The following is an 18,696-nucleotide window of genomic DNA, read 5'->3' as shown; positions in this document are numbered from 1 at the left end:
CCTCCTCCTTCGAATCGGTGCCGAGATGGACCCTGTCGTCGCGACGCTGACGATCCTGCTGCTGGCCGTCGTCGCCTTCGTGAGCAACCGCGTCCCGCTCGGCGTCGTGGCGATCGGTGTCGCTCTTGCGCTGTACTTCACGGGAGTGCTGCCGTTGTCGGCGGCGCTCTCCGGCTTCGGCGACCCGACGGTCCTCTTCATCGCGGCGCTCTTCGTCGTGAGCGAATCGCTGGATGCCACGGGGGTCACGGCCTGGGCGGGAAAGATGGTGATCGCGCGAGCGGGCACCCGTCGTATCTCCCTCCTCATCGTCCTCAGCCTGCTGGTCGCGGGTCTGACGGCCCTCATCAGCGTCAACGGCGCCGTGGCGGCGCTCCTCCCGCTCGTCGTGGTGGTCGCGGCGCGGGCGGGCATCCACACCTCCCAGCTGCTCATGCCGCTGGCCTTCGCCGCGCACGCGGGGTCGATGCTGCTGCTCACGGGGACGCCCGTGAACATCATCGTGTCGGAGGTGGCGGTCGAGAACGGCGGCCGCGCGTTCGGCTTCTTCGAGTTCGCCGCCGTGGGCGCGCCGCTGCTGATCGGCACCGTGGCGATCCTGGTGATCTTCGGCGGCCGCCTCCTGCCCGAGCGCAACGGCGGAGTGATGTCCGTCGACCTGTCCGACCACGCGCGGCTCCTCCGCCGGCAGTATTCGCTCGAGGGCGACACCGGGCTGATCCTGGGACCGGCTCGGGGGGTGACCGAGGTCATCGTGCCCCCTCGGTCGCCGCTGATCGGGGTGCGGCTGACTCCGGGAATGGTCACGCCCAGCGGCGATCTGGTGCTGTTGGCCGCGCGCCGCGGCGAGGAGGTCCTCCGCGAGGGCGAGTTCCGTGCGCGGCTCGGCGACGTGCTGCTGCTCCAGGGGGCGTGGGACGATCTGGTCGCCCGCACCGAGGGACCCGAGGTCCTGGTCGTGGACACCCCCGCGCAGCTGCGGCGTTCGGTTCCGCTGGGCGTCGGCGCCAAACGCGCGATGACGATCGTCGGACTCATGGTCGTGCTGTTGGCCACGGGGCTCGTTCCTCCCGCGGTCGCGGCTCTCCTCGCCGCGTGCGCTCTGGTCGTGACCCGGACGGTGTCACCGTCGCAGGCGTATCACTCGATCTCCTGGACGACGGTCGTGCTGATCGCCGGAATGATCCCGCTCTCCACGGCCTTCACCGAGACCGGCACGGCCGATCTCGTCGCCGGGTGGCTCCTCGCCGTCGTCGGCGATGCCGGTCCCCAGATCGCGCTGCTGGCCCTGGTCGTCCTCACCGTCGTGCTGGGCCAGCTCATCAGCAACACGGCGACGGTGCTCATCGTCGCGCCGATCGCGGTGGCCGTGGCGACGACCCTCGGTGCTTCCGTGCAACCGTTCATGATGGCGCTCACGGTGGCGGGAGCGGCATCCTTCCTCACGCCGATCGCGACCCCGGCGAACCTGATGGTGCTCGAGCCGGGCGGATACCGGTTCGGCGACTACTGGAAGCTCGGTATTCTCCTGGCCGTGTTCTTCGTCGTCATGGCCGTGTTCTACGTGCCCCTGATCTGGCCGCTCTCGTGAGCGCCACCCCACGCCGCGTCTCGTGGCCGAGAAGGCTGCGACTTCGGGCGACGGATCTCGTCGACGTCTTCGTCTACCTCGTGGTGCTGGGAGCCTTCATCCAGCTCTTCCCCAGTGTCATCGCGGAATCGTTCCTCCTCGCCCTCCTCACCGCCGTCGTCCTCAAGATCGTGCTGGAGGTCGTGCTGACGGTGAAGAAGGCGACGGTCGCGAGACTGCGCGGTGCGCGCACGGGAGCGACGCGCGCGGTCAACATCGCCACGCTCGTCCTCCTTCTTCCCGGAAGCAAGTTCGTCGTCCTGGAGCTCGTCGCCCTCTTCTTCGGCGACGCCGTGAGGCTCGGCGGATTCTGGGCGGTGACCCTCCTGGTCGCGGTGCTGACCCTCGCTCGGGGACTGGTGAGGTCCGTCCTGGATTCCTCGCCCGCGCCGCACCGCGACACCGCTCTCTGACCTTCGGGACGGTGTCAGGATGCCGAGGTGTCCGGGCGCATCCCGACGTCTCGGCCGGCGTGGTCGAAGGCCGCCCGCACCGTGCCACCGGTCGTCCCGGCGACGGCGGACACCGCGGCCCTCCGCCCCGGGGGGAGCCTGCGCACGGTCACGTGCTCGAGCCCGGGCAGCTCGAGGATTCCCACGATCCGGTCGGCGAGGTCGTCCGAGATCCCTTCGTCGTCGATGGTCCCGCCGCCGATGAGGAGGACGCGGACACCCCCGTCGCGGGCCGCGTCGACGGCGGCGGTGACGCGCGGGTGGAACAGGTCTCCGGCGCGCAGCCGATCTCGGATCCGGCCCTCGACGATGCCGATCCGGCGCTGGGTGGGCTCGTCGAGGTATTCGGTCCCGGCGATGTCGAGGAGGACGGGTTCGCTCTCGTCGGTGACGCGGGCGAGTTCGTCCTGGTACGCGCGCGTCGCCGCCACGGCCGCCTCGGAGAGCATCTCGGCGCGCTCGCGATCGGACCGCGCGGACGTCTCGCGTCCGATGATGCGGCGGAGGGTGCTGAGCCAGATGAAGCCGATGGCGCCGGCGACGAGCGGCCCGGACACGATCCGTCCCCAGGACGGGTCGGTCTGGTCGCTCACGAGTGCCCAGGCGGTGCCGGCCGCGATGAGCAGGGCGAGGCAGACGCCGCCGACGAGCGGTCGGCCGCGGGGGATGAGGAGCGCGATCGGGTACGACGCGAAATCGAACAACCACACGACGTGCGACACGTCCGGGGAGGTCAGCACGATCACGGTGATCGTCGCCCCGAGCGTCACCACGGCTGCGGTCGGTGCCGCCGGCAGTCGCCCCCGGGGCGGCAGGGTCACCGCGACGGCCGCGACGGCCGCCAACGCGTAGGCGAGGAGCACCGGGGCCGTGTCGACGTCGAAGGCGCGCACCTCCAGACCGTGCGCGATCCCCGTCATCCACACGAACAGGAGGGCGACCCGCGCGGGGAGTCCGTCGAGGCCCGATCCGGCGGAGGGCGGAATCATGGATGCCACTCCACGACCACCGTCGTGCCCGCCGGCGAACTGTCGATGCGGGCGTCGCCGCCGGGCAGGTCCCGCATCCGGCCGATCACGCTGGAGCGCACCCCCAGACGTTCGAGCGGAATCCGTTCGAGGACGAAACCCGGGCCGGTGTCCGTCAGCGATACCGAGAGGGCTCCCTCAACGGCGCGCACGCTCGCCTCCACCGTGCAGCCCGGGGCGTGACGTGCGACATTGCGTGCGGCCTCGGCCACGGCCGCGCACACCGTTTCGGTGGCCCGCGTCGGCACCCACGAGGCATCACCGTCGCCCGTGAGCGTCACCTCCGGCAGGATCTCCCGCAGCTTCGCCGAGACCCGGCTCTGCGCGTCGCGGCCGGTGATCATCGTCCCGTCGTCGGGTGCGACGAGCGTTCCTCGCAGACGGCGGAGGGTGCGCCCGGCCTCGGTCCGCACCACGTCGGGCGTGGGGCCGGTGAGATGGAGGGCGACGGAGAACACCGAGAGCAGCTCGTCGTGCACGACGCGTGCGAGCTGCTCCTCGCGGCGCGCCCGCGCATCCAGCAGGGCACGACGCGCCTCCTCGGCGCGCGCGGCGTTCTCCGCCCTCGACAGGGCGAGCAGACGCGACCGCATGGCGAGGAACAGCACGGCGAAGACGACGTTGCCCAGGTGCAGCGGCGTCTGGGCGGCGATGAGATCGGGTACCCGCCCCAGGAAGACGATCCCCGACAGTGCGGGGAGGAAGGCGGCCACGAGCGGGAAGATCACCGCCACGGGGGGAGCGGCCAGCAGGACGAGATAGCAGACGGCCACGGATTCGAACCGCCAGACCCAGGGGAACAGCGCGTCCGGGTCGGGGCCGCGGTATGCGAGGAACACGGTCGTCTCCAGCACGATCACCAGAACCACGACCGCGGCCCACGTGATCTGCAGGACCGCCTCCGGCGCGCGCCCGCCCACGACCGCGTTCGTCAGGACGAGGACGACCATCGCCGCCCCCAGCCCGTTCCACCAGAGGCTGAAGGAGCCCAGCTGGCTCGTGGCCCGCGTGAACTCCGCCACGACCAGCACGACGGCCGAGAGCGACATGAGCATGCCGAGCGATCGGTCGACCGAGGGGCTCCGATCGCCGGCGCTGAGGGGATGCCGGATCCTCATCGTCCGAACTCGACGATGCCGTCCTCGACCGCCCGCCGGAGCAGATCGACCTTGGTGGTGGCCGTCCGCTCGACCGCGGCGTACTTGGCGCGCACTCGGCGGATGTGGTCCAGAACGGTTTCGCGCGAGATGTGCAGCAGAAGTGCCACGTGTTCCGCCGTCTCGCCCGACGCGTAGAGTCCGAGGACCTCCGCCTCCCGCGTCGACAGGGCGGCATCGACGAAATGGGTGTCCTGATCGAGCGCTGCCGCCCAGTCCGTCGTCGCCGACACCTCTCCGTTGTGCACCGCTCGCACGGCGTCGATGACGACGCGCGGGGATTCGCTTTTGCGAATCATTCCGTCGGCCCCCGCCCGCGCGGCATCCCGTATCAATTGCGGGCGGTCGCCGGACGTGTACGCGATGATCCGCGCGTGCGTTCCGGAAAGAGCGGCGATGTTCTCCGCCGGACTCGAGCGATCCGCCAGGACCAGGTCGAGGAGCACGACATCGAGCGACGGAGAATCACGGAGGAGCTGGTTGACGGTCGAGCCCGTCGTCAATACCCGGAGGTCGGGTTGGGCGTTGAGAAAAGCGGCCGTGCCGATCACCACCGCGGGATGATCGTCGACGATCCCGATGCGGATGATTTTTCTTCCCCCCGGCGGCACGCTCGAATGCTACCGCGGCAGGTCGCGAAAAAGCCCGAGGGTGGACGACGACGTCCCCTCGGGCTCTTTCTTTCTCTGCCGTTCGGGACCGGCTCGAGTTAATTTGTTTAGTTAAATCGGTTGAATTTTTATTCCGGTGGGCTTTTTCTGCTCACCGCACAGGCAGAGCTTGATTCAGCGAGATCTCGCGTGAATCGAAGAGCCCTCGCTTCGCCACGACCATGGTGTAACCCAGGGACCGTAATTCGTGAGCGACCTCCGGCGTCAGGGGACGACGATCGATCTTCTCCCACCCGGTGGCGAGCCGGTATCCGTGCGTGACGGTGCGTACACGTGCCATTGACTTCCTCCCGCGCTCATCGTGGCAGTAAGTGGATCCATTTGCGAAATTCACTGGTTACGTGAACATGAACGGGATCTCTGAGGGCCTATATTCGCGGTCGGCGACCGTTTCCGGTGAGTTCTCCCCAATCGGCGGCCGGGCCCCCGCCGGGCCGGAGAGATGACAGGAATGCCATGTGCACCTGGAAACACGCCACGCGAAGAGAGCCGGCCCAGCCGATGACCTCGTCGTCGTGCACCGCCTTGTACATCACCCGGTCGCCGGGCGAAACGCGGCGGATCTCGACCCGCCCGTACTCGTGGCCGTGCGGGTCGATCATCCGCCACGTGCCGGTGGGACCCTCGACTGCGGCGAGGATCGGATGCCACTGCGTCACGGGTGCCGGAACCTTTCTCCGGCCGAGGAGGATCACGGTACCCCCGACCGCCGACACGGGCCACCGCTCGCGACGAGGAACCCGGACGGCGTGGGCGACCCGGGGGATGTCGGCGGCACGCACTAGCGTCGTGCCATGAGCGATGAGCCCGTCCCGGTCGCGGCCCTCGGGCTCGGCCTCGCAGCGGTGGGACGCCCCGCCTACATCACCACCGGTCGCGCCGCCGACCTCGGCGACGCCGCCGGTCGCACGGTCCCGGCGATGCGCGCACGCAGCGACGACCTGCTCGATGCGGCGTGGGATCTCGGCATCCGCTACATCGACGTCGCCCGGTCGTACGGGTTCGCCGAAGAGTTCCTGGGCGCCTGGTTTCACCGAAACCCCGACCGTGCGTCGCAGATCACGGTCGGGTCGAAGTGGGGGTACGCCTACGTCGGGGGATGGCGAATGGATGCCGCGGTGCACGAGCGGAAGGAGCACTCGGTCGCGATGTTCCGACGGCAATGGCCCGAGACGCTCGCGGCGCTGGGACGCGCGCCCGACATCTACCTGATCCACTCCGTCACGCCCGACAGCCCGGCGCTCGGCGACGCCGAGCTTCTCGCCGACCTCCGACAGCTCGCCGAGACGGGAGTCCGCGTGGGGCTGTCGACCAGTGGTCCGCATCAGGACGCGGTGCTCGACGCGGCGCGGACCCTCGACGCCTCGCCGTTCTCGGTGGTGCAGGCCACGTGGAATCTCCGCGAGAGCTCGGTCGGACCGGCGCTCGCGCGCGCCCACGACGAGGGATGGACCGTCGTCGTGAAAGAGGCGCTCGCGAACGGGGAGCTCGTGGCCGATCCGCCGGCCGAGGCCGCGGGCGAGGCGGGCGACGTCTTCGCCCTGGGCGCCGCGCGTGCGCAGACCGGCGTCGACATCGTCCTGAGCGGGGCGTCCACCCGCGACCAGCTGCGTCGCGGGGTCGAGGCGCCCGCGGTGCCCGTCACGGATGCCGCGCTCCGACGGCTCGCGGACGACCCGGAACGGTACTGGCGTCGGAGATCCGAGCGACCCTGGCGGTGAGGCGCGGCCGCTACGGCGCGGCGGGAGCGGGGGGCGCGTCCGGGCGATCCTCGACGTCCCACAGCGTGTAGGAGGTCACGGAACCGGCCGGGAGCCCGAGGGTGTCGTCGGCGGCCCGCAGGCTCGTCTCGACCCCGAGGATCCGCCCCGAGTCCAGGGAGACGAGAAGGGTGGCATCCGTGTTCGGCGTACTGGTCGGAATTCCGCCGAGTCCGATCGCCGCGCGCCCCACCCGATCGGTCGTGCGGCCCAGGACCCGGACATCGGCGGCCTCCCGCACGACATCCAGGAGCGCCGACTCCTGTGCGTCGCTGAAGGTCCACTCGCCGAGCAGCGTCTGCACCCCGATGATGGCGTCGCCGGAGGGGAGTGGCGTCTGCGGACCGACCGCCGTCGCCACCAGTTCCCGCATCGCGTCGATCGTCGCCGACGGCGGATCGATCGAGAGCGGACGGAACTGTCCGCGGATGAAGGACGCGTCGCCCACCACCGTGCCCGGCGCGGGGTCGTCGGCGGGGACGGTGTCGCCGGCCGCGTCGGTCGATTCCGCCACCGTCGTGACCACCGAGCCCGACAGGTCGGTGTTCCACGACACGTCGACCCACTCGCGGCGGAACACCGTCGCGTCGGGCTCTCCGACGGTGGCGCTGACGAACCACCCGAGCGTGAGCGATCGGCGCACCGCGTCGTCGCGCCCGGGGTTGTGCGCGAGACGATCCTGCGCGGCGGTGAGGAGGGCGGACACGTCGTCGTCCACCGCCGCGTACTTCAGCGGCTCGGGCGTCAGCGCGGTCGCCGTCGGCGCGGGCCACCAGACGATGGTGCCCACCACGAGCGCCACCACGGCGACGGCGGCGGCGGCGAGGCCCGGCAGCACACGACGGCGGCGGGCGGCGATCTCCCGCGGGGGTCGCTCGAGGATCTCCCGGAGGCGCCGCTCGGCCGCGAGGGGCACCGGCGCGTCCGCCGGGGTCCGCGCGGGGTCGAGAGCACGCAGCGCGCGCGCGAGGTCATCGTCGGTCACCGGGCACCTCCTCCCACGGAGTGCGAGCGTCCTGCAGCGCGGGACGCAGCCGCGTCCGCACCCTGTTCAGGCGGGTCCAGACGCTTCCGGGACTGATTCCCATGACCACGGCCACCTCCGCGGCGGACAGGTCTTCCCAGTACGTCAGCCAGAGGATCTCCCGTTCGTGATCGGGCAGAGCGCGGACGGCCTCCACCAGTCGTCGGGTCATCTCCGAGTCGGATCCGGCCGCGAGGGTGCGCACGTGGTGCTCGATGTGGGTCCACAGCGCCTCCTCCCGGTCGCGGCGTCGGTATTCGTTGGCGATGAGGTTGCGCGCCGTGCGGTACAGCCACGGCAACCCGAACGGCTCGGACGGCACGTGCTTGCGCCACGCGATCTCGAAGCAGTCCATCGTGAGGTCGGCGGCCGCTTCGCTGTCGGAGACCCGGCGTTCGATGAACCGTCGGACGGCGGTGTAGTGCTCGCGGAACAGCCCGACGAACTCGCTCTCGTCCTTCATGGGCGCGCGTTCCCGTGCGCTCGACAGTGCTGTGTCGGCCGCACCCGGATCCTTACACGCCGGCGTCGCCGAACTTTTTCCGGAGGCGCTGTAAGGATTCCGGATCGGCAGACACCACACAGACGGGGGCGGGCGCCCCAAGGACGCCCGACTGCCCGCGCCAGGCGGATGTTCGGATCTGAGGCCGGCGGGTGAGGGGTTGCGTCGCGTGGGGGTGACGCAATCCCTCGAATCTCCACGCGTTCCAGGATGCCAGAGCCCCCGCGCGGGCGCGGATGGGTCGTGCGCCCCTCAGCGGTCGTCGCGCCAGGAGTGCTGCGGCTCGTATCCCAGCAGGCGGCGGGCCTTGTCGATCGACAGGAGGGTGCGGGTGTCATCCAGGTCGGTGCGCGTCTCGACACCCGGGAAGACCTCGGCCACGAGCTCGGCATTGGGGCGCGTCATCACGGTGTCGGCGGCGGCGATGATGAACGTGTCGAAGCCTGCGGGGGCGTTCTCGAGCGCGCGCTGGACGGCCTGGGCGCCGTCGCGCGCGTCGATGTAGCCCCACAGGTTCCACTTGCGCGTCCGCGCGTCGGCGTCGAACGGGAACTCGGCGTAGTCCTCCGGCACCATGACGTTCGAGAAGCGGAGCGCCGTGATCGACAGCTCGGGGTGCCAGCGGACGAGCTCGGTCGCGAGCCGTTCCTCGAGCACCTTCACGAGCGAGTACACCGACTCGGGGCGGGGGGCGTAGTCCTCGTCCACGGGGATGTAGGGAGGGTCGATGTCGAAGGGGAGACCCAGCACGGTCTCGCTCGAGGCGTACACGACACGGTGGATGCCGAGCCGCACCGCGGCCCAGAACACGTTGAACGTGCTCGTCATGTTGTTGTGGAAGGTCGCGATGTCGGACCGGATGCCGGGAGCCGGGATGGCGCCGAGGTGCACGAGCGCGTCGATGCCGTCGTGCTGATCGTTGACCCCCGCCAGGGCGTCGATGACCTGGCCGTAGTCGGTGAGGTCGACCTGCACGAAGCCGGGTCCGCGCTCGCCGCGGACGTCGAGGCCGATGACCTCGTGACCCGCGGCGCGGAGCTCGCGCGCGACGACGGTACCGAGTTTGCCGGACGAGCCGGTGAGAGCGATGCGCATGGGCGTCCTTCGATCGGGGGCGTGATCACGACGTTACCGGCAGCCCGGCGCCGCGCGGCCGCCTCGACGGCGAAAGGCCCGCGCCGTCACGTGTCGCGGCGCGGGCCCCGGGAAAGCGGCGTCAGTTGACGCGGGCCTCGGGCTGCTCGTCGTCGTCGTCGCCCGGGATGTAGACGTCCACGACCGTGACGTTGATCTCGGCGACCTTCATGCCGACGAGCTCGGTGATGGCCTGGTGCACGGCGGCGCGGACGTTGGAGGCCACGCGCTGCAGCTGCTCGGGGTAGTCGACCTGGATGTCGATGTCGGCGGCGACCTCGGTCTCGCCGACCTCGACGCTCACGCCCTGCGCGTGGTCCTTCGCGCCGACGGCCTGACGGATGTTGCCGATGACGCGGGCGGCTCCGCCGCCGAGCGCGTGCACGCCGGGGACCGAGGCGGCGGCGATGCCGGCGACCTTGGCGACCACGGGGTCGACGATGACGGTCTTGCCGACCTCGGGGGTGGTGGGAGTGGTGGATGCCATGAGTTCGTCCTTTCGTCAACCGTCCGCGCGCTTCGGGCGCGGGGTGTTTCGCTATGTGGACGAGCCGGATTCGCGATTCGTCACGAAACCCGACCTGGAAATCTGCTGACAGGAACAGGCATGACCTCTTTGTCCACCGCGACCGACGCGTTCCTCGCGTCGCGCGCGGCTGACGGTGATCAGATCGCCTTCGGGGTGCTCGTGCGTCGTCACGCCCCGTTCCTGGTCGCCTTCGCCACGAAGCTGACCGGCTCCCGCGCCGACGCCGATGATTGCGTGCAGGAGGCGCTCATCACCGCGTGGCGGCGACTGCCCGACCTCGCCGAACCCGAGAAGGTGCGCAGCTGGCTGACGACCATCGTGTCCCGCAAGGTGACCGATCGGATGCGTTCGCGGAAGATCTCGGAGCAGATCGACGAAGAGATGGTGTCGGTCGGAGATGACCCGGAGCGCTCGGTTGTGGCATCGTCGCAGATGGACGCGTTGAAGAAGGTCCTGGCCGATCTCCCCGAAGAACTGCGCGTCGTGTGGGTGCTGCGCGAGATCGGCGGCCACAGCTACGACGAGATCGCGACCGAGGTCGGCGAGACCGCCGCCACCGTACGCGGGCGGCTCGCCCGGGCGCGCAAGACCGTGTTGGAACGCATGCAGGAGTGGAGGTGATCGAATGAGTGACGACGTGGACGACGTGGGCGGTTCGGGATACTCGCTCGAGGATCTCTCCGCGTATCTCGATCGAGGGCGTACCCCCCGGATCCCCGCGATCGAGCGCAATGCCGAATGTCAGGCCCTCCTGGCATCCATGGAGCGGATGGGCCACCTCTCGCGCGAGATCGTCGATGAGCAGGCCGCCGAACCGCTGGCGGAGTCCTGGTACGACGAGATCATGCGCGAAGTGATGCGCGAGTTCCGCGCCGGGCGCGACATCCCCCTCGCGCGCACCGCGGACGGCACGCAGCTCGTGGTGACCGAGGGCGCCCTCTACGAACTGATCCGCACGGTCGGGGACGACGTTCCGGGAGTGCTGGTCGGCCGTGTCCGCATCGACCAGCCGGAGCCCACGGGACCGCTGGACGTGCGGGTGACCGTGAGCGTCCTGTTCGGGTACCCGATGCAGGGCACGGTGGAGCTCATGCGCGACGGCATCCGTGCGGCGATCGAGCGCCACGGCGAACTTCGGGTGGGGCGCGTGGACGTCACCGTCGGTGACGTGCACGTCGATGTGGAGGACGAATGATGACGGAAACCGCTGCCGATCTCGCACCGCGCATCGACCTGGCCGTGACCGCCGTCGCCGGCGTCCGCGAGTCGTACTCGGCACGCCCCGTCGTGGCGCGTGCGTACGAGCGGATGGCCGAGGTCGAGGGCTCCCTCGCGGCGGTCGACGAGACCACGGGCGCCCGCGCGGTGACCGTCTGCATCGGCGTGTCCACGGATGACGACAGCGCGGCCGTCGCGTCGGCGGTCGCCGAGGCCGTGCGCCAGGCCGGGGCGAACGCCCCGGCCGACACGGTGCGCGTCCGGGTCGCGCGCCTGGTGGCCCCGCGATCCTGAGCGCTCGCGCGGCCACCTCCCCGCGCCGCGGAATACGCTGAGAGGACTCTCTCTTCCCCCACGGAGGACGCATGCCCGACCAGCCCGTCATCGCCGTCACCGGATCGACCGGAGCCGTCGGAGGGCGCGTGGCCCGCGACCTCGCGGCCCGCGGCATCCGGCAGCGCCTGCTCGTCCGCGACGCGTCGCGGGCTCCCGCACTCGAGGGCGCCGAGGTCCACGTCGCCCGCTACTCCGACGCGGATGCCGCCGCCGACGCGCTCGCCGGCGTCGAGACGTTGTTCATGGTCTCCGCCTCCGAGACGGCCGACCGGGTCGAGCACCACCGGACGTTCGTCGAGGCCGCCGCGCGCGCGGGTGTCCGGTCGATCGTCTACACGTCGTTCTTCGCCGCGGCCCCCGACGCGGTGTTCACCCTGGGACGGGACCACGCGGCCACCGAGGAGCTCATCCGGGCGTCGGGGATGTCGTGGACGTTCCTGCGCGACAACTTCTACATGGACATGATGGAACTCTTCGCGGGCGACGACGGTGTCATCCGCGGTCCCGCGGGCGAAGGGCGCTGCTCGCTCGTGTCGCGGTCGGACGTGGCCGCCACGGCCGTCGCGGTGCTCCTGGACCCCGCCGCCCACGCCGACCGGACATACGACCTCACCGGGCCCGAAGCGCTGACGCTCGAAGAGGTCGCGCAGAAGATCTCCGCCGTCCGCGGCCACCCCGTGCGGTACGTCGGCGAGACGCTCGACGAGGCCTACGCCTCGCGTGCGGTCTACGGCGCCCCGCCCTGGCAGGTGGAGGCGTGGGTGACCACGTACACCGCGATCGCGAGCGGCGATCAGGCTCGCGTCTCCGGCGACGTCGAGGCCGTGACCGGACGTCCCGCGCAGACTTTCGAGGAGTTCCTCGGCGCGGTGGCGTGAGCGCCCGGTCCCCGGGGGCCAGGATCGTCGGGTATGCTGACCGCGTGCTGACCTGTCGCTGTTGTCGCTGAACGCCCCCGCGTTCTTCTTCGACGACCCCGTCAGCCGCGCCCTCGGGCGCATCGACCCCCAGGACTCCATCGTGCGTTACGCCCAGAGCGTCGCCGACCTCGTCGGCAACACCCCCCTCGTCCGTCTGAACCGCGTGACCGACGGCATCGCCGCCACGGTCCTGGCGAAGATCGAGTACTTCAACCCCGGCGGCTCCGCCAAGGACCGCATCGCGGCCAACATCATCGACGCCGCCGAGCGCGACGGCTCGCTCCGCCCGGGCGGCACGATCGTCGAGCCGACCAGCGGCAACACCGGCGTCGGTCTCGCGCTCGTCGCGCAGCAGCGCGGTTACCGCTGTGTCTTCGTCGTGCCCGACAAGGTCGCCGAGGACAAGCGCGCGGTGCTCCGCGCGTACGGCGCGGAGGTCGTGGTGACCCCGACCAACGTCGAACCGGACGACCCGAACTCGTACTACAGCGTCTCGGACCGTCTCGTCCGCGACATCCCCGGTGCGTTCAAGCCGAACCAGTACGCCAACCCGAACGGGCCGCGCAGCCACTACGAGACCACGGGTCCCGAGATCTGGCGCGACACCGACGGTTCCCTCACCCACTTCGTGACGGGCGTCGGCACGGGCGGCACGATCAGCGGCACCGGCCGGTACCTGCGCGAGGTCGCCGGATCGTCGGTGCGCATCGTCGGCGTCGACCCGGTCGGTTCCATCTACTCGGGCGACGACATCCACGGCTACGACGTCGAGGGTGTCGGCGAGGACTTCTGGCCGCCGGCGTTCGACCCCACGGTGGTCGACGCGTACGAGCGCGTCTCGGATGCCGAGTCGTTCGCAATGACCCGTCGCCTCGCCCGCGAGGAGGGGCTGCTCGTCGGCGGCTCCAGCGGCATGGCCGTCGTCGGCGCCCTCCGGGTGGCCCGCGACCTCCCCGCCGACGCCGTCGTCGTGGTCCTCCTCCCCGACCACGGCCGTGGCTACCTCAGCAAGATCTTCGACGACCAATGGATGACGGCGCGCGGCTACGACGTCGAGCCCGTGGCATCCGTCCTTCCCGCACAGAGCACCCAGGAGCACTCCGCATGAGCACCCACGACGCCGCGCGCGGCTTCGACAGCCTCGCCGTCCACGCGGGACAGGCCTTCGACCCGACGACCGGCGCGGTGATCCCGCCGGTGCACCTGTCGACGACGTACGCGCAGGACGGGATCGGCGGCCTCCGCGGCGGTTACGAGTACGGCCGGAGCGGCAACCCGACGCGCACGGCGCTCGAGACGCAGATCGCCGCTCTCGAGGGCGGCGCCCGCGCGCTGTCGTTCGCGTCCGGACTCGCCGCCGAGGACGCGCTGCTGCGCGCCGCCCTCGTCCCGGGCGACGAGGTGCTGCTCGGCAACGACGTGTATGGCGGCACCTACCGCCTGCTCGCGCGGGTGCTGGGGCCCTGGGGCGTGAAGCTCCGCGTCGTCGACATGAGCGACCTGGATGCCGTGGCCGCAGCCATCGAGGAGCGCAGCCCCCGCATGGTCTGGGTCGAGACGCCCAGCAACCCGATGCTGCGCATCACCGACATCGAAGGTCTCGCGCGCCTCGGCCACGCGGCCGGCGCGATCGTCGTCGTCGACAACACCTTCGCCTCCCCGGCGCTCCAGCGCCCCATCGCGCTCGGGGCCGATGTCGTCGTGCACTCGGCCACCAAGTACCTCGGCGGGCACTCCGACGTCGTCGGCGGCGCGCTCGCGTTCGCGGACGCCGACCTGGCGGAGAAGACGCAGTTCCTGCAGTTCGCGGCCGGGGCCGTCTCGGGTCCGTTCGACGCGTACCTGACCACCCGCGGCATCAAGACGCTCTGCATCCGGATGGAACGCCACAGCGCCAACGCGCAGGCCGTCGCCGAGCACCTCGCCGGGCACGACCGCGTCGCGAAGGTGTACTACCCGGGCCTCCCGACCCACCCCGGCCACGCGCTCGCGGCGTCGCAGATGAGCGCCTTCGGCGGCATCGTGTCGCTCGAGCTCGCCGACGGCGCGACCGCGCGCCGCTTCGCCGAGTCGACGCGCCTGTTCACCCTCGCCGAGTCGCTCGGCGGCGTCGAGTCGCTCGTGAACTACCCGGATGCCATGACCCACGCGTCGGTGCGCGGCACCGAACTCGCGGTGCCCGACACGATCGTCCGCCTGTCGGTGGGCATCGAGTCGGCCGATGACCTCGTGGCCGACGTGGATCGGGCGCTCGCCGCGCTCTGACACGCCGCGCTCCTGCCGCGCCGGGTGCTGCGGCGCCCGGTGCTGCGGCGCCCGGGCTTTGCCGCGCCGGGTGCCGGCATCCATAAACACGATTCGCGCGTATAAACACGCTGAGAGAGCGTTTATACGCGCGAATCGCGTTTATGCGTCGGATGCCGGCGGAGCGGATCCGGCGCGGTGCGGGGGCCGCGCGGTGCGGGCCCCCGTGGGCCGGGCCGGGGTCAGCGCTCGGCGGCGGCCAGGTTCTGCTCGAGCTCCTCGCGGTTCTGGCGGATGCCGTATCCCGGGGTGTCGCGCTCGATGCGCCAGCTGTCGGCGAGCGGACCGATGGCGACGGTGTCGAAACCGAATCGGTCGTAGATGCCGGTGATCAGCGCGATGCCCTCGTCGGAGTCGCTCGCCGTGGCCAACGCCCGGCGGTTCGCCGTGCCCGCGGGGGAGCCGGTCGTCAGGATCTCCGCGGAGCCGATGTGGTTGAAGGCCTTCACGACGGTGCTCTCGGGCAGGTGCTCCTGCAGCATCTGCGCGGTGGTGGTGCGCTTCTCGTCGAGCTCGGCGATGTGCCCGTCGCGCTCCCAGTAGTAGTTATTGGTGTCGAGGACGGTCTTGCCGCGGAGCGGCTCCACGGGGATGTCGCGATACGCCTTGAGGGGGACGGTGACGACGACGATGTCGCCGGCCTCCGCGGCTTCCTGCGCGGTCGCTGCGCGCGCCCGCTCGCCGAGGGTGCCGACGAGGTCCGCGAGCGTCTCGGGACCGCGGGAATTCGCGATCACGACGTCGTACCCGTGGTCCACGAAACCCTGCGCGAGGGCCTGGCCGATGTTTCCTGCTCCGATGATTCCTACGGTGGTCATACCGGACCCGAACGAACGGGACGGCGAGCGCATTCCCGCCGATAGACGCATCGAGTTAGTTAGTTAGCAGTATTAGATATCGGTGTCAAGAGGCAGCGGGTTCGGTCCGAGCCGGGTAACTTCTCTCCTGTCGCACCCTCGCGATCGTGGTCGCAGACCGGTGTTCGGGTCACCGTTCCGCTTGACCTGTGAGGGCGACGGCCCCCGGTGGACGCGGCTTCGGACCACCGGGGGCCGCTTTCTTTCCCGGGATGCCGTGACGTCGCGGTCTCCGCCGAGGTGGAAGACTGGTCCGTCGGCGGGCGCCGGCCCGCACCCCCTCGTCTCGCAAGGATTCCCGCCCCGTGATCGACACCGCCCGCCCGACCCGTTCCGCCCGCTTCTTCATCGTGTGCATCGGGGTGGGCCTCCTCGCCGGGCTCATGTCCGGCCTCTTCGGCGTCGGCGGCGGAACCGTGATCGTGCCGCTCCTGGTCCTCGCCCTGGGCTTCGACCAGCGCTTCGCCGCCGGCACCTCGCTCGCGGCGATCGTGCCCACGGCATCCGTCGGTGTCATCACCTACGCCGTCGACGGGCACGTGGCGTGGATCCCCGCGCTGATCCTCGCCGCCGGCGCGGTCGGCGGCGCGCAGATCGGCACGTGGCTGCTCCCGAAGCTGTCGCAGACGGCTCTGCGGTGGTCGTTCGTGGCGTTCCTCGTCGCGGTGATCGTGAGCCTGTACTTCGTCATCCCCTCCCGGGATGCCGAGCTCGAACTGACCTGGATCACGGGACCGGGGCTCCTCGTGCTCGGCGTGGTCACCGGCATCCTGGCGGGTCTGCTCGGCGTGGGCGGCGGGATCATCGTCGTGCCCGCGCTGCTGCTCCTCTTCGGCACGAGCGACCTCATCGCCCGCGGCACCTCGCTGCTGATGATGATCCCGACCGCGATCTCCGGCACCGTCGGCAACCTCCGCCGCTCCAACGTCGACCTCGTCGCCGCCGCCTGCGTCGGTGTCGCGGCGTGCACGACGACCGCCCTCGGCGCCTCGCTCGCGAAGCTCGTCGACCCGTTCGTCGGCAACGTCCTGTTCTCGATCTTCCTCGTCTTCATCGCCACGCAGATGGCGGTCAAGGCCGTTCGCGGACGCCACCAGCGCTGAGGCGGCCGCGGGGCGGGTCGATAGACTGAGCCGGTGCCCGTGAACCCCGAACTGGTCGGTCGTGCCTTCCCGCCCACCGCGCCGTACCTCGTCGGTCGAGAGAAGGTGCGCGAGTTCGCCCGCGCCGTCTTCGCCGACGCCCCCCAGCACTCCGACCCCGCCGCCGCTCGCGCGCTCGGCTACGCCGACGTCGTCGCGCCGCCGACGTTCGCGATGGTCGTCCAGGACCTGACACTGCAGCAGCTGCTCGGCGACCCCGACTCGGGCATCGAGCTCTCGCGTCTGGTCCACGCCGAGCAGCGCTTCCGGTACTCCCGGCCCATCGTCGCGGGCGACGAACTCACCGCGACGCTGTCGGTCACCGGCATCCGCACCCTCGGCGGCAACGCGATGATCACGAGCGAGGCGGAGATCGTGGATGCCGACGGCGCCCACGTCGTGACGACGACCAGCGTGCTGCTGGCGGGGGAGGCCGGCGCATGAGCGCGTTCACCGTCGGAGACGTCGTCGCCGAACGTTCCGTCCACCTCACCCGCGAGTCGCTGGTGCGGTACGCGGGCGCCTCGGGCGACTTCAACCCCATCCACTACCGCGACGACGTCGCCGCCGAGGTCGGGCTGCCGGGCGTCCTCGCCCACGGCATGCTGACGATGGGCGTCGCCGTCGGAACGCTCGCCGAGGTGCTCGGCGACACCGGCCGCATCCTCGAGTACGGCGTGCGCTTCACCCGGCCCGTGGTCGTCGACCCGGTCGAGGGCGCCGATCTTCACATCAGCGCCAAGGTGGGCGCGGTCGACGACGAGGCCGCCCGCATCGACCTCACCGTGACGCACGCCGGCACGACGGTCCTCGGCAAGGCGCAGGTGCGCGTGCGGCTGTCCTGATGCCCGAGATCACCCCCGTCCCGCTCTCCGAGCTGACGACGCTGCGCACGGGCGGTCTCCCCGAGCGCACGATCGAGGCGCGCACTCCCGACGAACTCGTCGGCGTCCTGCGGGATCTGTGGGCGAGCGGCGAGCCGTGGCTCGTCGTGGGCGGCGGGTCCAACCTGTTCGTCGGCGACGAGCCGTTCGAGGGCACCGTGGTGCTGGTGCGGACCGCCGGGATCGAGGAGCTGTCCGGTTCCCGCCCCGACACCGTGCGGCTGCGAGTGCAGGCCGGCCACGACTGGGATGCTCTCGTCGCCGAGACGGTGGCCCGCGGACTCGCCGGCATCGAGGCGATGTCCGGTATCCCGGGGACCGTGGGCGCCGCCCCCGTGCAGAACATCGGGGCCTACGGCCAGGAGGTCGTGCAGACCCTCGTCGAGGTCGAGCTGCTCGACGAATCCACCGGCGAGCTGTCCACCGTCGCGGCATCCGACCTGGGGCTCGGATTCCGCACCTCGGTGCTGAAACAGCACTACGGGTCGGTCGCCGAGCGCCCCGGTGTCATCGTCTCGGTGACGCTCGAGCTCGACCGCGTCGGCGACGGCGACCGGCCGATCGCGGGCGGTCAGCTGCGCGGTGCCCTGGGCCTGGATGCCGACGCGGCGGTGTCGCTGCGATGGATCCGCGAGCACGTGCTCGCCACCCGCGCGCGCAAGGGCATGGTCCTCGACGGGGAAGACCCGGACACGTGGAGCGCGGGGTCGTTCTTCCAGAACGCGATCGTCTCCGAGGCGTTCGCGCGGACCCTCCCCGTCGAGTGCCCGAAGTGGCCTCTCGGGCCCGTCGTCGACCCGGTGACGGTGATCCCGCTCGCGGCCTTCGACGGCATCGTCCCGCCGCCGGTCACGGAGTTCCGCGAGGTGAAGGTGAGCGCGGCCTGGCTCATCGAGCACGCGGGGCTCTCGCGCGGCTTCCGCTTCCCCCGCTCCCGCGCGGGGCTGTCCACCAAGCACACCCTCGCGCTGACCAATCGCGGCCGCGCGACGGCGGCCGAGATCGCCGAGCTCGCCCGTTTCGTGCAGAACCGGGTCCAGTCCGAGTTCGGCCTGCTGCTGCAGCCCGAACCGGTGCTGGTGAACGTCGAGCTTTAACGAGCGTGAGTCGCCAAGATGTGTCGCTTGCGGCGGGCCGGAGGCGACACA

Annotated in this window: 22 protein-coding genes; 13 read left to right on the top strand and 9 right to left on the bottom strand. The window is 70.9% G+C overall.

The features are described 5' to 3' along the window. The first annotated feature begins 25 nt into the window (after positions 1 to 25). Positions 26 to 1,591, top strand: a complete 1,566-nt coding sequence (locus tag QM517_RS07030) for an SLC13 family permease (RefSeq protein ID WP_283286180.1) — start codon at positions 26 to 28, stop codon at positions 1,589 to 1,591. Then, positions 1,588 to 2,043 carry a hypothetical protein gene (locus QM517_RS07025; RefSeq protein ID WP_238592393.1) on the top strand — a complete coding sequence of 152 codons (456 nt, stop codon included), beginning with the start codon at positions 1,588 to 1,590 and terminating at the stop codon, positions 2,041 to 2,043. Before QM517_RS07030 ends, QM517_RS07025 begins: the two co-directional genes overlap by 4 nt. A gap of 14 nt (positions 2,044 to 2,057) precedes the next feature. Here the strand turns inward: QM517_RS07025 and QM517_RS07020 are convergent, their stop codons facing one another. The 4 genes from QM517_RS07020 to QM517_RS07005 form a co-directional block, all read right to left on the bottom strand. Continuing rightward, entirely contained in the window at positions 2,058 to 3,071 is a 1,014-nt protein-coding gene (locus QM517_RS07020; protein ID WP_283286175.1) for a hypothetical protein, read from the bottom strand. Continuing rightward, complete coding sequence (locus tag QM517_RS07015; RefSeq protein ID WP_283286174.1) at positions 3,068 to 4,228, bottom strand: sensor histidine kinase; 1,161 nt, start codon at positions 4,226 to 4,228, stop codon at positions 3,068 to 3,070. The genes QM517_RS07020 and QM517_RS07015 overlap by 4 nt, the downstream gene beginning before the upstream one ends. Further along, positions 4,225 to 4,878 (bottom strand): response regulator, encoded by a 654-nt coding sequence (locus tag QM517_RS18615; RefSeq protein ID WP_283286173.1) that lies wholly within the window; start codon positions 4,876 to 4,878, stop codon positions 4,225 to 4,227. Before QM517_RS18615 ends, QM517_RS07015 begins: the two co-directional genes overlap by 4 nt. 428 nt (positions 4,879 to 5,306) lie before the next feature. After that, complete coding sequence (locus tag QM517_RS07005; RefSeq protein ID WP_077052720.1) at positions 5,307 to 5,597, bottom strand: hypothetical protein; 291 nt, start codon at positions 5,595 to 5,597, stop codon at positions 5,307 to 5,309. A 135-nt stretch (positions 5,598 to 5,732) separates the two neighbouring features. On the opposite strand from QM517_RS07005, the gene QM517_RS07000 reads away from it, so the two are divergent. Beyond that, positions 5,733 to 6,659, top strand: a complete 927-nt coding sequence (locus QM517_RS07000; RefSeq protein ID WP_283286172.1) for an aldo/keto reductase — start codon at positions 5,733 to 5,735, stop codon at positions 6,657 to 6,659. Positions 6,660 to 6,669: 10 nt separating this feature from the next. Here the strand turns inward: QM517_RS07000 and QM517_RS06995 are convergent, their stop codons facing one another. From QM517_RS06995 to QM517_RS06980, 4 genes are all read right to left on the bottom strand, one after another. Then, a complete protein-coding gene (locus QM517_RS06995; protein ID WP_283286170.1) occupies positions 6,670 to 7,683 on the bottom strand; it encodes a hypothetical protein in 1,014 nt (337 codons plus the stop codon). Next, complete coding sequence (locus QM517_RS06990; protein WP_283286168.1) at positions 7,670 to 8,185, bottom strand: RNA polymerase sigma factor; 516 nt, start codon at positions 8,183 to 8,185, stop codon at positions 7,670 to 7,672. The genes QM517_RS06995 and QM517_RS06990 overlap by 14 nt, the downstream gene beginning before the upstream one ends. 291 nt (positions 8,186 to 8,476) lie before the next feature. Then, on the bottom strand, positions 8,477 to 9,319 hold the full coding sequence (locus tag QM517_RS06985) for an NAD-dependent epimerase/dehydratase family protein (protein WP_283286166.1): 843 nt from the start codon (positions 9,317 to 9,319) through the stop codon (positions 8,477 to 8,479). 121 nt (positions 9,320 to 9,440) lie between these two features. After that, on the bottom strand, positions 9,441 to 9,845 hold the full coding sequence (locus QM517_RS06980; RefSeq protein WP_077052332.1) for an Asp23/Gls24 family envelope stress response protein: 405 nt from the start codon (positions 9,843 to 9,845) through the stop codon (positions 9,441 to 9,443). Between the two features lie 120 nt (positions 9,846 to 9,965). Between QM517_RS06980 and QM517_RS06975 the strand changes: the two genes are divergently transcribed. The 6 genes from QM517_RS06975 to QM517_RS06950 all read left to right on the top strand — a co-directional run bounded on the left by QM517_RS06975 (position 9,966) and on the right by QM517_RS06950 (position 14,626). Further along, positions 9,966 to 10,508: an RNA polymerase sigma factor gene (locus QM517_RS06975; RefSeq protein ID WP_077052331.1), complete on the top strand. Its 543-nt coding sequence runs from the start codon at positions 9,966 to 9,968 to the stop codon at positions 10,506 to 10,508. Positions 10,509 to 10,512: 4 nt separating this feature from the next. Beyond that, positions 10,513 to 11,082 carry a hypothetical protein gene (locus QM517_RS06970; RefSeq protein WP_077052330.1) on the top strand — a complete coding sequence of 190 codons (570 nt, stop codon included), beginning with the start codon at positions 10,513 to 10,515 and terminating at the stop codon, positions 11,080 to 11,082. Next, on the top strand, positions 11,082 to 11,399 hold the full coding sequence (locus QM517_RS06965) for a hypothetical protein (RefSeq protein WP_077052329.1): 318 nt from the start codon (positions 11,082 to 11,084) through the stop codon (positions 11,397 to 11,399). The genes QM517_RS06970 and QM517_RS06965 overlap by 1 nt, the downstream gene beginning before the upstream one ends. Before the next feature lie 71 nt (positions 11,400 to 11,470). Next, positions 11,471 to 12,319 (top strand): SDR family oxidoreductase, encoded by an 849-nt coding sequence (locus tag QM517_RS06960; protein WP_283286164.1) that lies wholly within the window; start codon positions 11,471 to 11,473, stop codon positions 12,317 to 12,319. A 61-nt stretch (positions 12,320 to 12,380) separates the two neighbouring features. Beyond that, positions 12,381 to 13,469, top strand: a complete 1,089-nt coding sequence (locus tag QM517_RS06955) for a pyridoxal-phosphate dependent enzyme (protein ID WP_303655459.1) — start codon at positions 12,381 to 12,383, stop codon at positions 13,467 to 13,469. Continuing rightward, positions 13,466 to 14,626 carry a cystathionine gamma-synthase gene (locus tag QM517_RS06950; protein ID WP_283286162.1) on the top strand — a complete coding sequence of 387 codons (1,161 nt, stop codon included), beginning with the start codon at positions 13,466 to 13,468 and terminating at the stop codon, positions 14,624 to 14,626. Before QM517_RS06955 ends, QM517_RS06950 begins: the two co-directional genes overlap by 4 nt. 221 nt (positions 14,627 to 14,847) lie before the next feature. On the opposite strand, the gene QM517_RS06945 is transcribed toward QM517_RS06950, so the two are convergent. After that, complete coding sequence (locus QM517_RS06945) at positions 14,848 to 15,483, bottom strand: NADPH-dependent F420 reductase (RefSeq protein ID WP_283286161.1); 636 nt, start codon at positions 15,481 to 15,483, stop codon at positions 14,848 to 14,850. A 344-nt stretch (positions 15,484 to 15,827) separates the two neighbouring features. Between QM517_RS06945 and QM517_RS06940 the strand changes: the two genes are divergently transcribed. The 4 genes from QM517_RS06940 to QM517_RS06925 are packed head-to-tail and all read left to right on the top strand — an operon-like array spanning position 15,828 to position 18,645. Further along, entirely contained in the window at positions 15,828 to 16,625 is a 798-nt protein-coding gene (locus tag QM517_RS06940; protein ID WP_175627636.1) for a sulfite exporter TauE/SafE family protein, read from the top strand. 33 nt (positions 16,626 to 16,658) lie between these two features. Beyond that, complete coding sequence (locus QM517_RS06935) at positions 16,659 to 17,108, top strand: FAS1-like dehydratase domain-containing protein (protein WP_077052326.1); 450 nt, start codon at positions 16,659 to 16,661, stop codon at positions 17,106 to 17,108. After that, a complete protein-coding gene (locus QM517_RS06930; protein ID WP_077052325.1) occupies positions 17,105 to 17,509 on the top strand; it encodes a MaoC/PaaZ C-terminal domain-containing protein in 405 nt (134 codons plus the stop codon). Before QM517_RS06935 ends, QM517_RS06930 begins: the two co-directional genes overlap by 4 nt. Beyond that, on the top strand, positions 17,509 to 18,645 hold the full coding sequence (locus QM517_RS06925; protein WP_077052324.1) for a UDP-N-acetylmuramate dehydrogenase: 1,137 nt from the start codon (positions 17,509 to 17,511) through the stop codon (positions 18,643 to 18,645). The genes QM517_RS06930 and QM517_RS06925 overlap by 1 nt, the downstream gene beginning before the upstream one ends. Positions 18,646 to 18,696 lie beyond the last annotated feature (51 nt).

Source organism: Microbacterium sp. IEGM 1404 (genome assembly GCF_030056775.1).
Lineage (GTDB): Bacteria > Actinomycetota > Actinomycetes > Actinomycetales > Microbacteriaceae > Microbacterium.
This window is presented reverse-complemented; position numbering and strand designations above follow the sequence as displayed.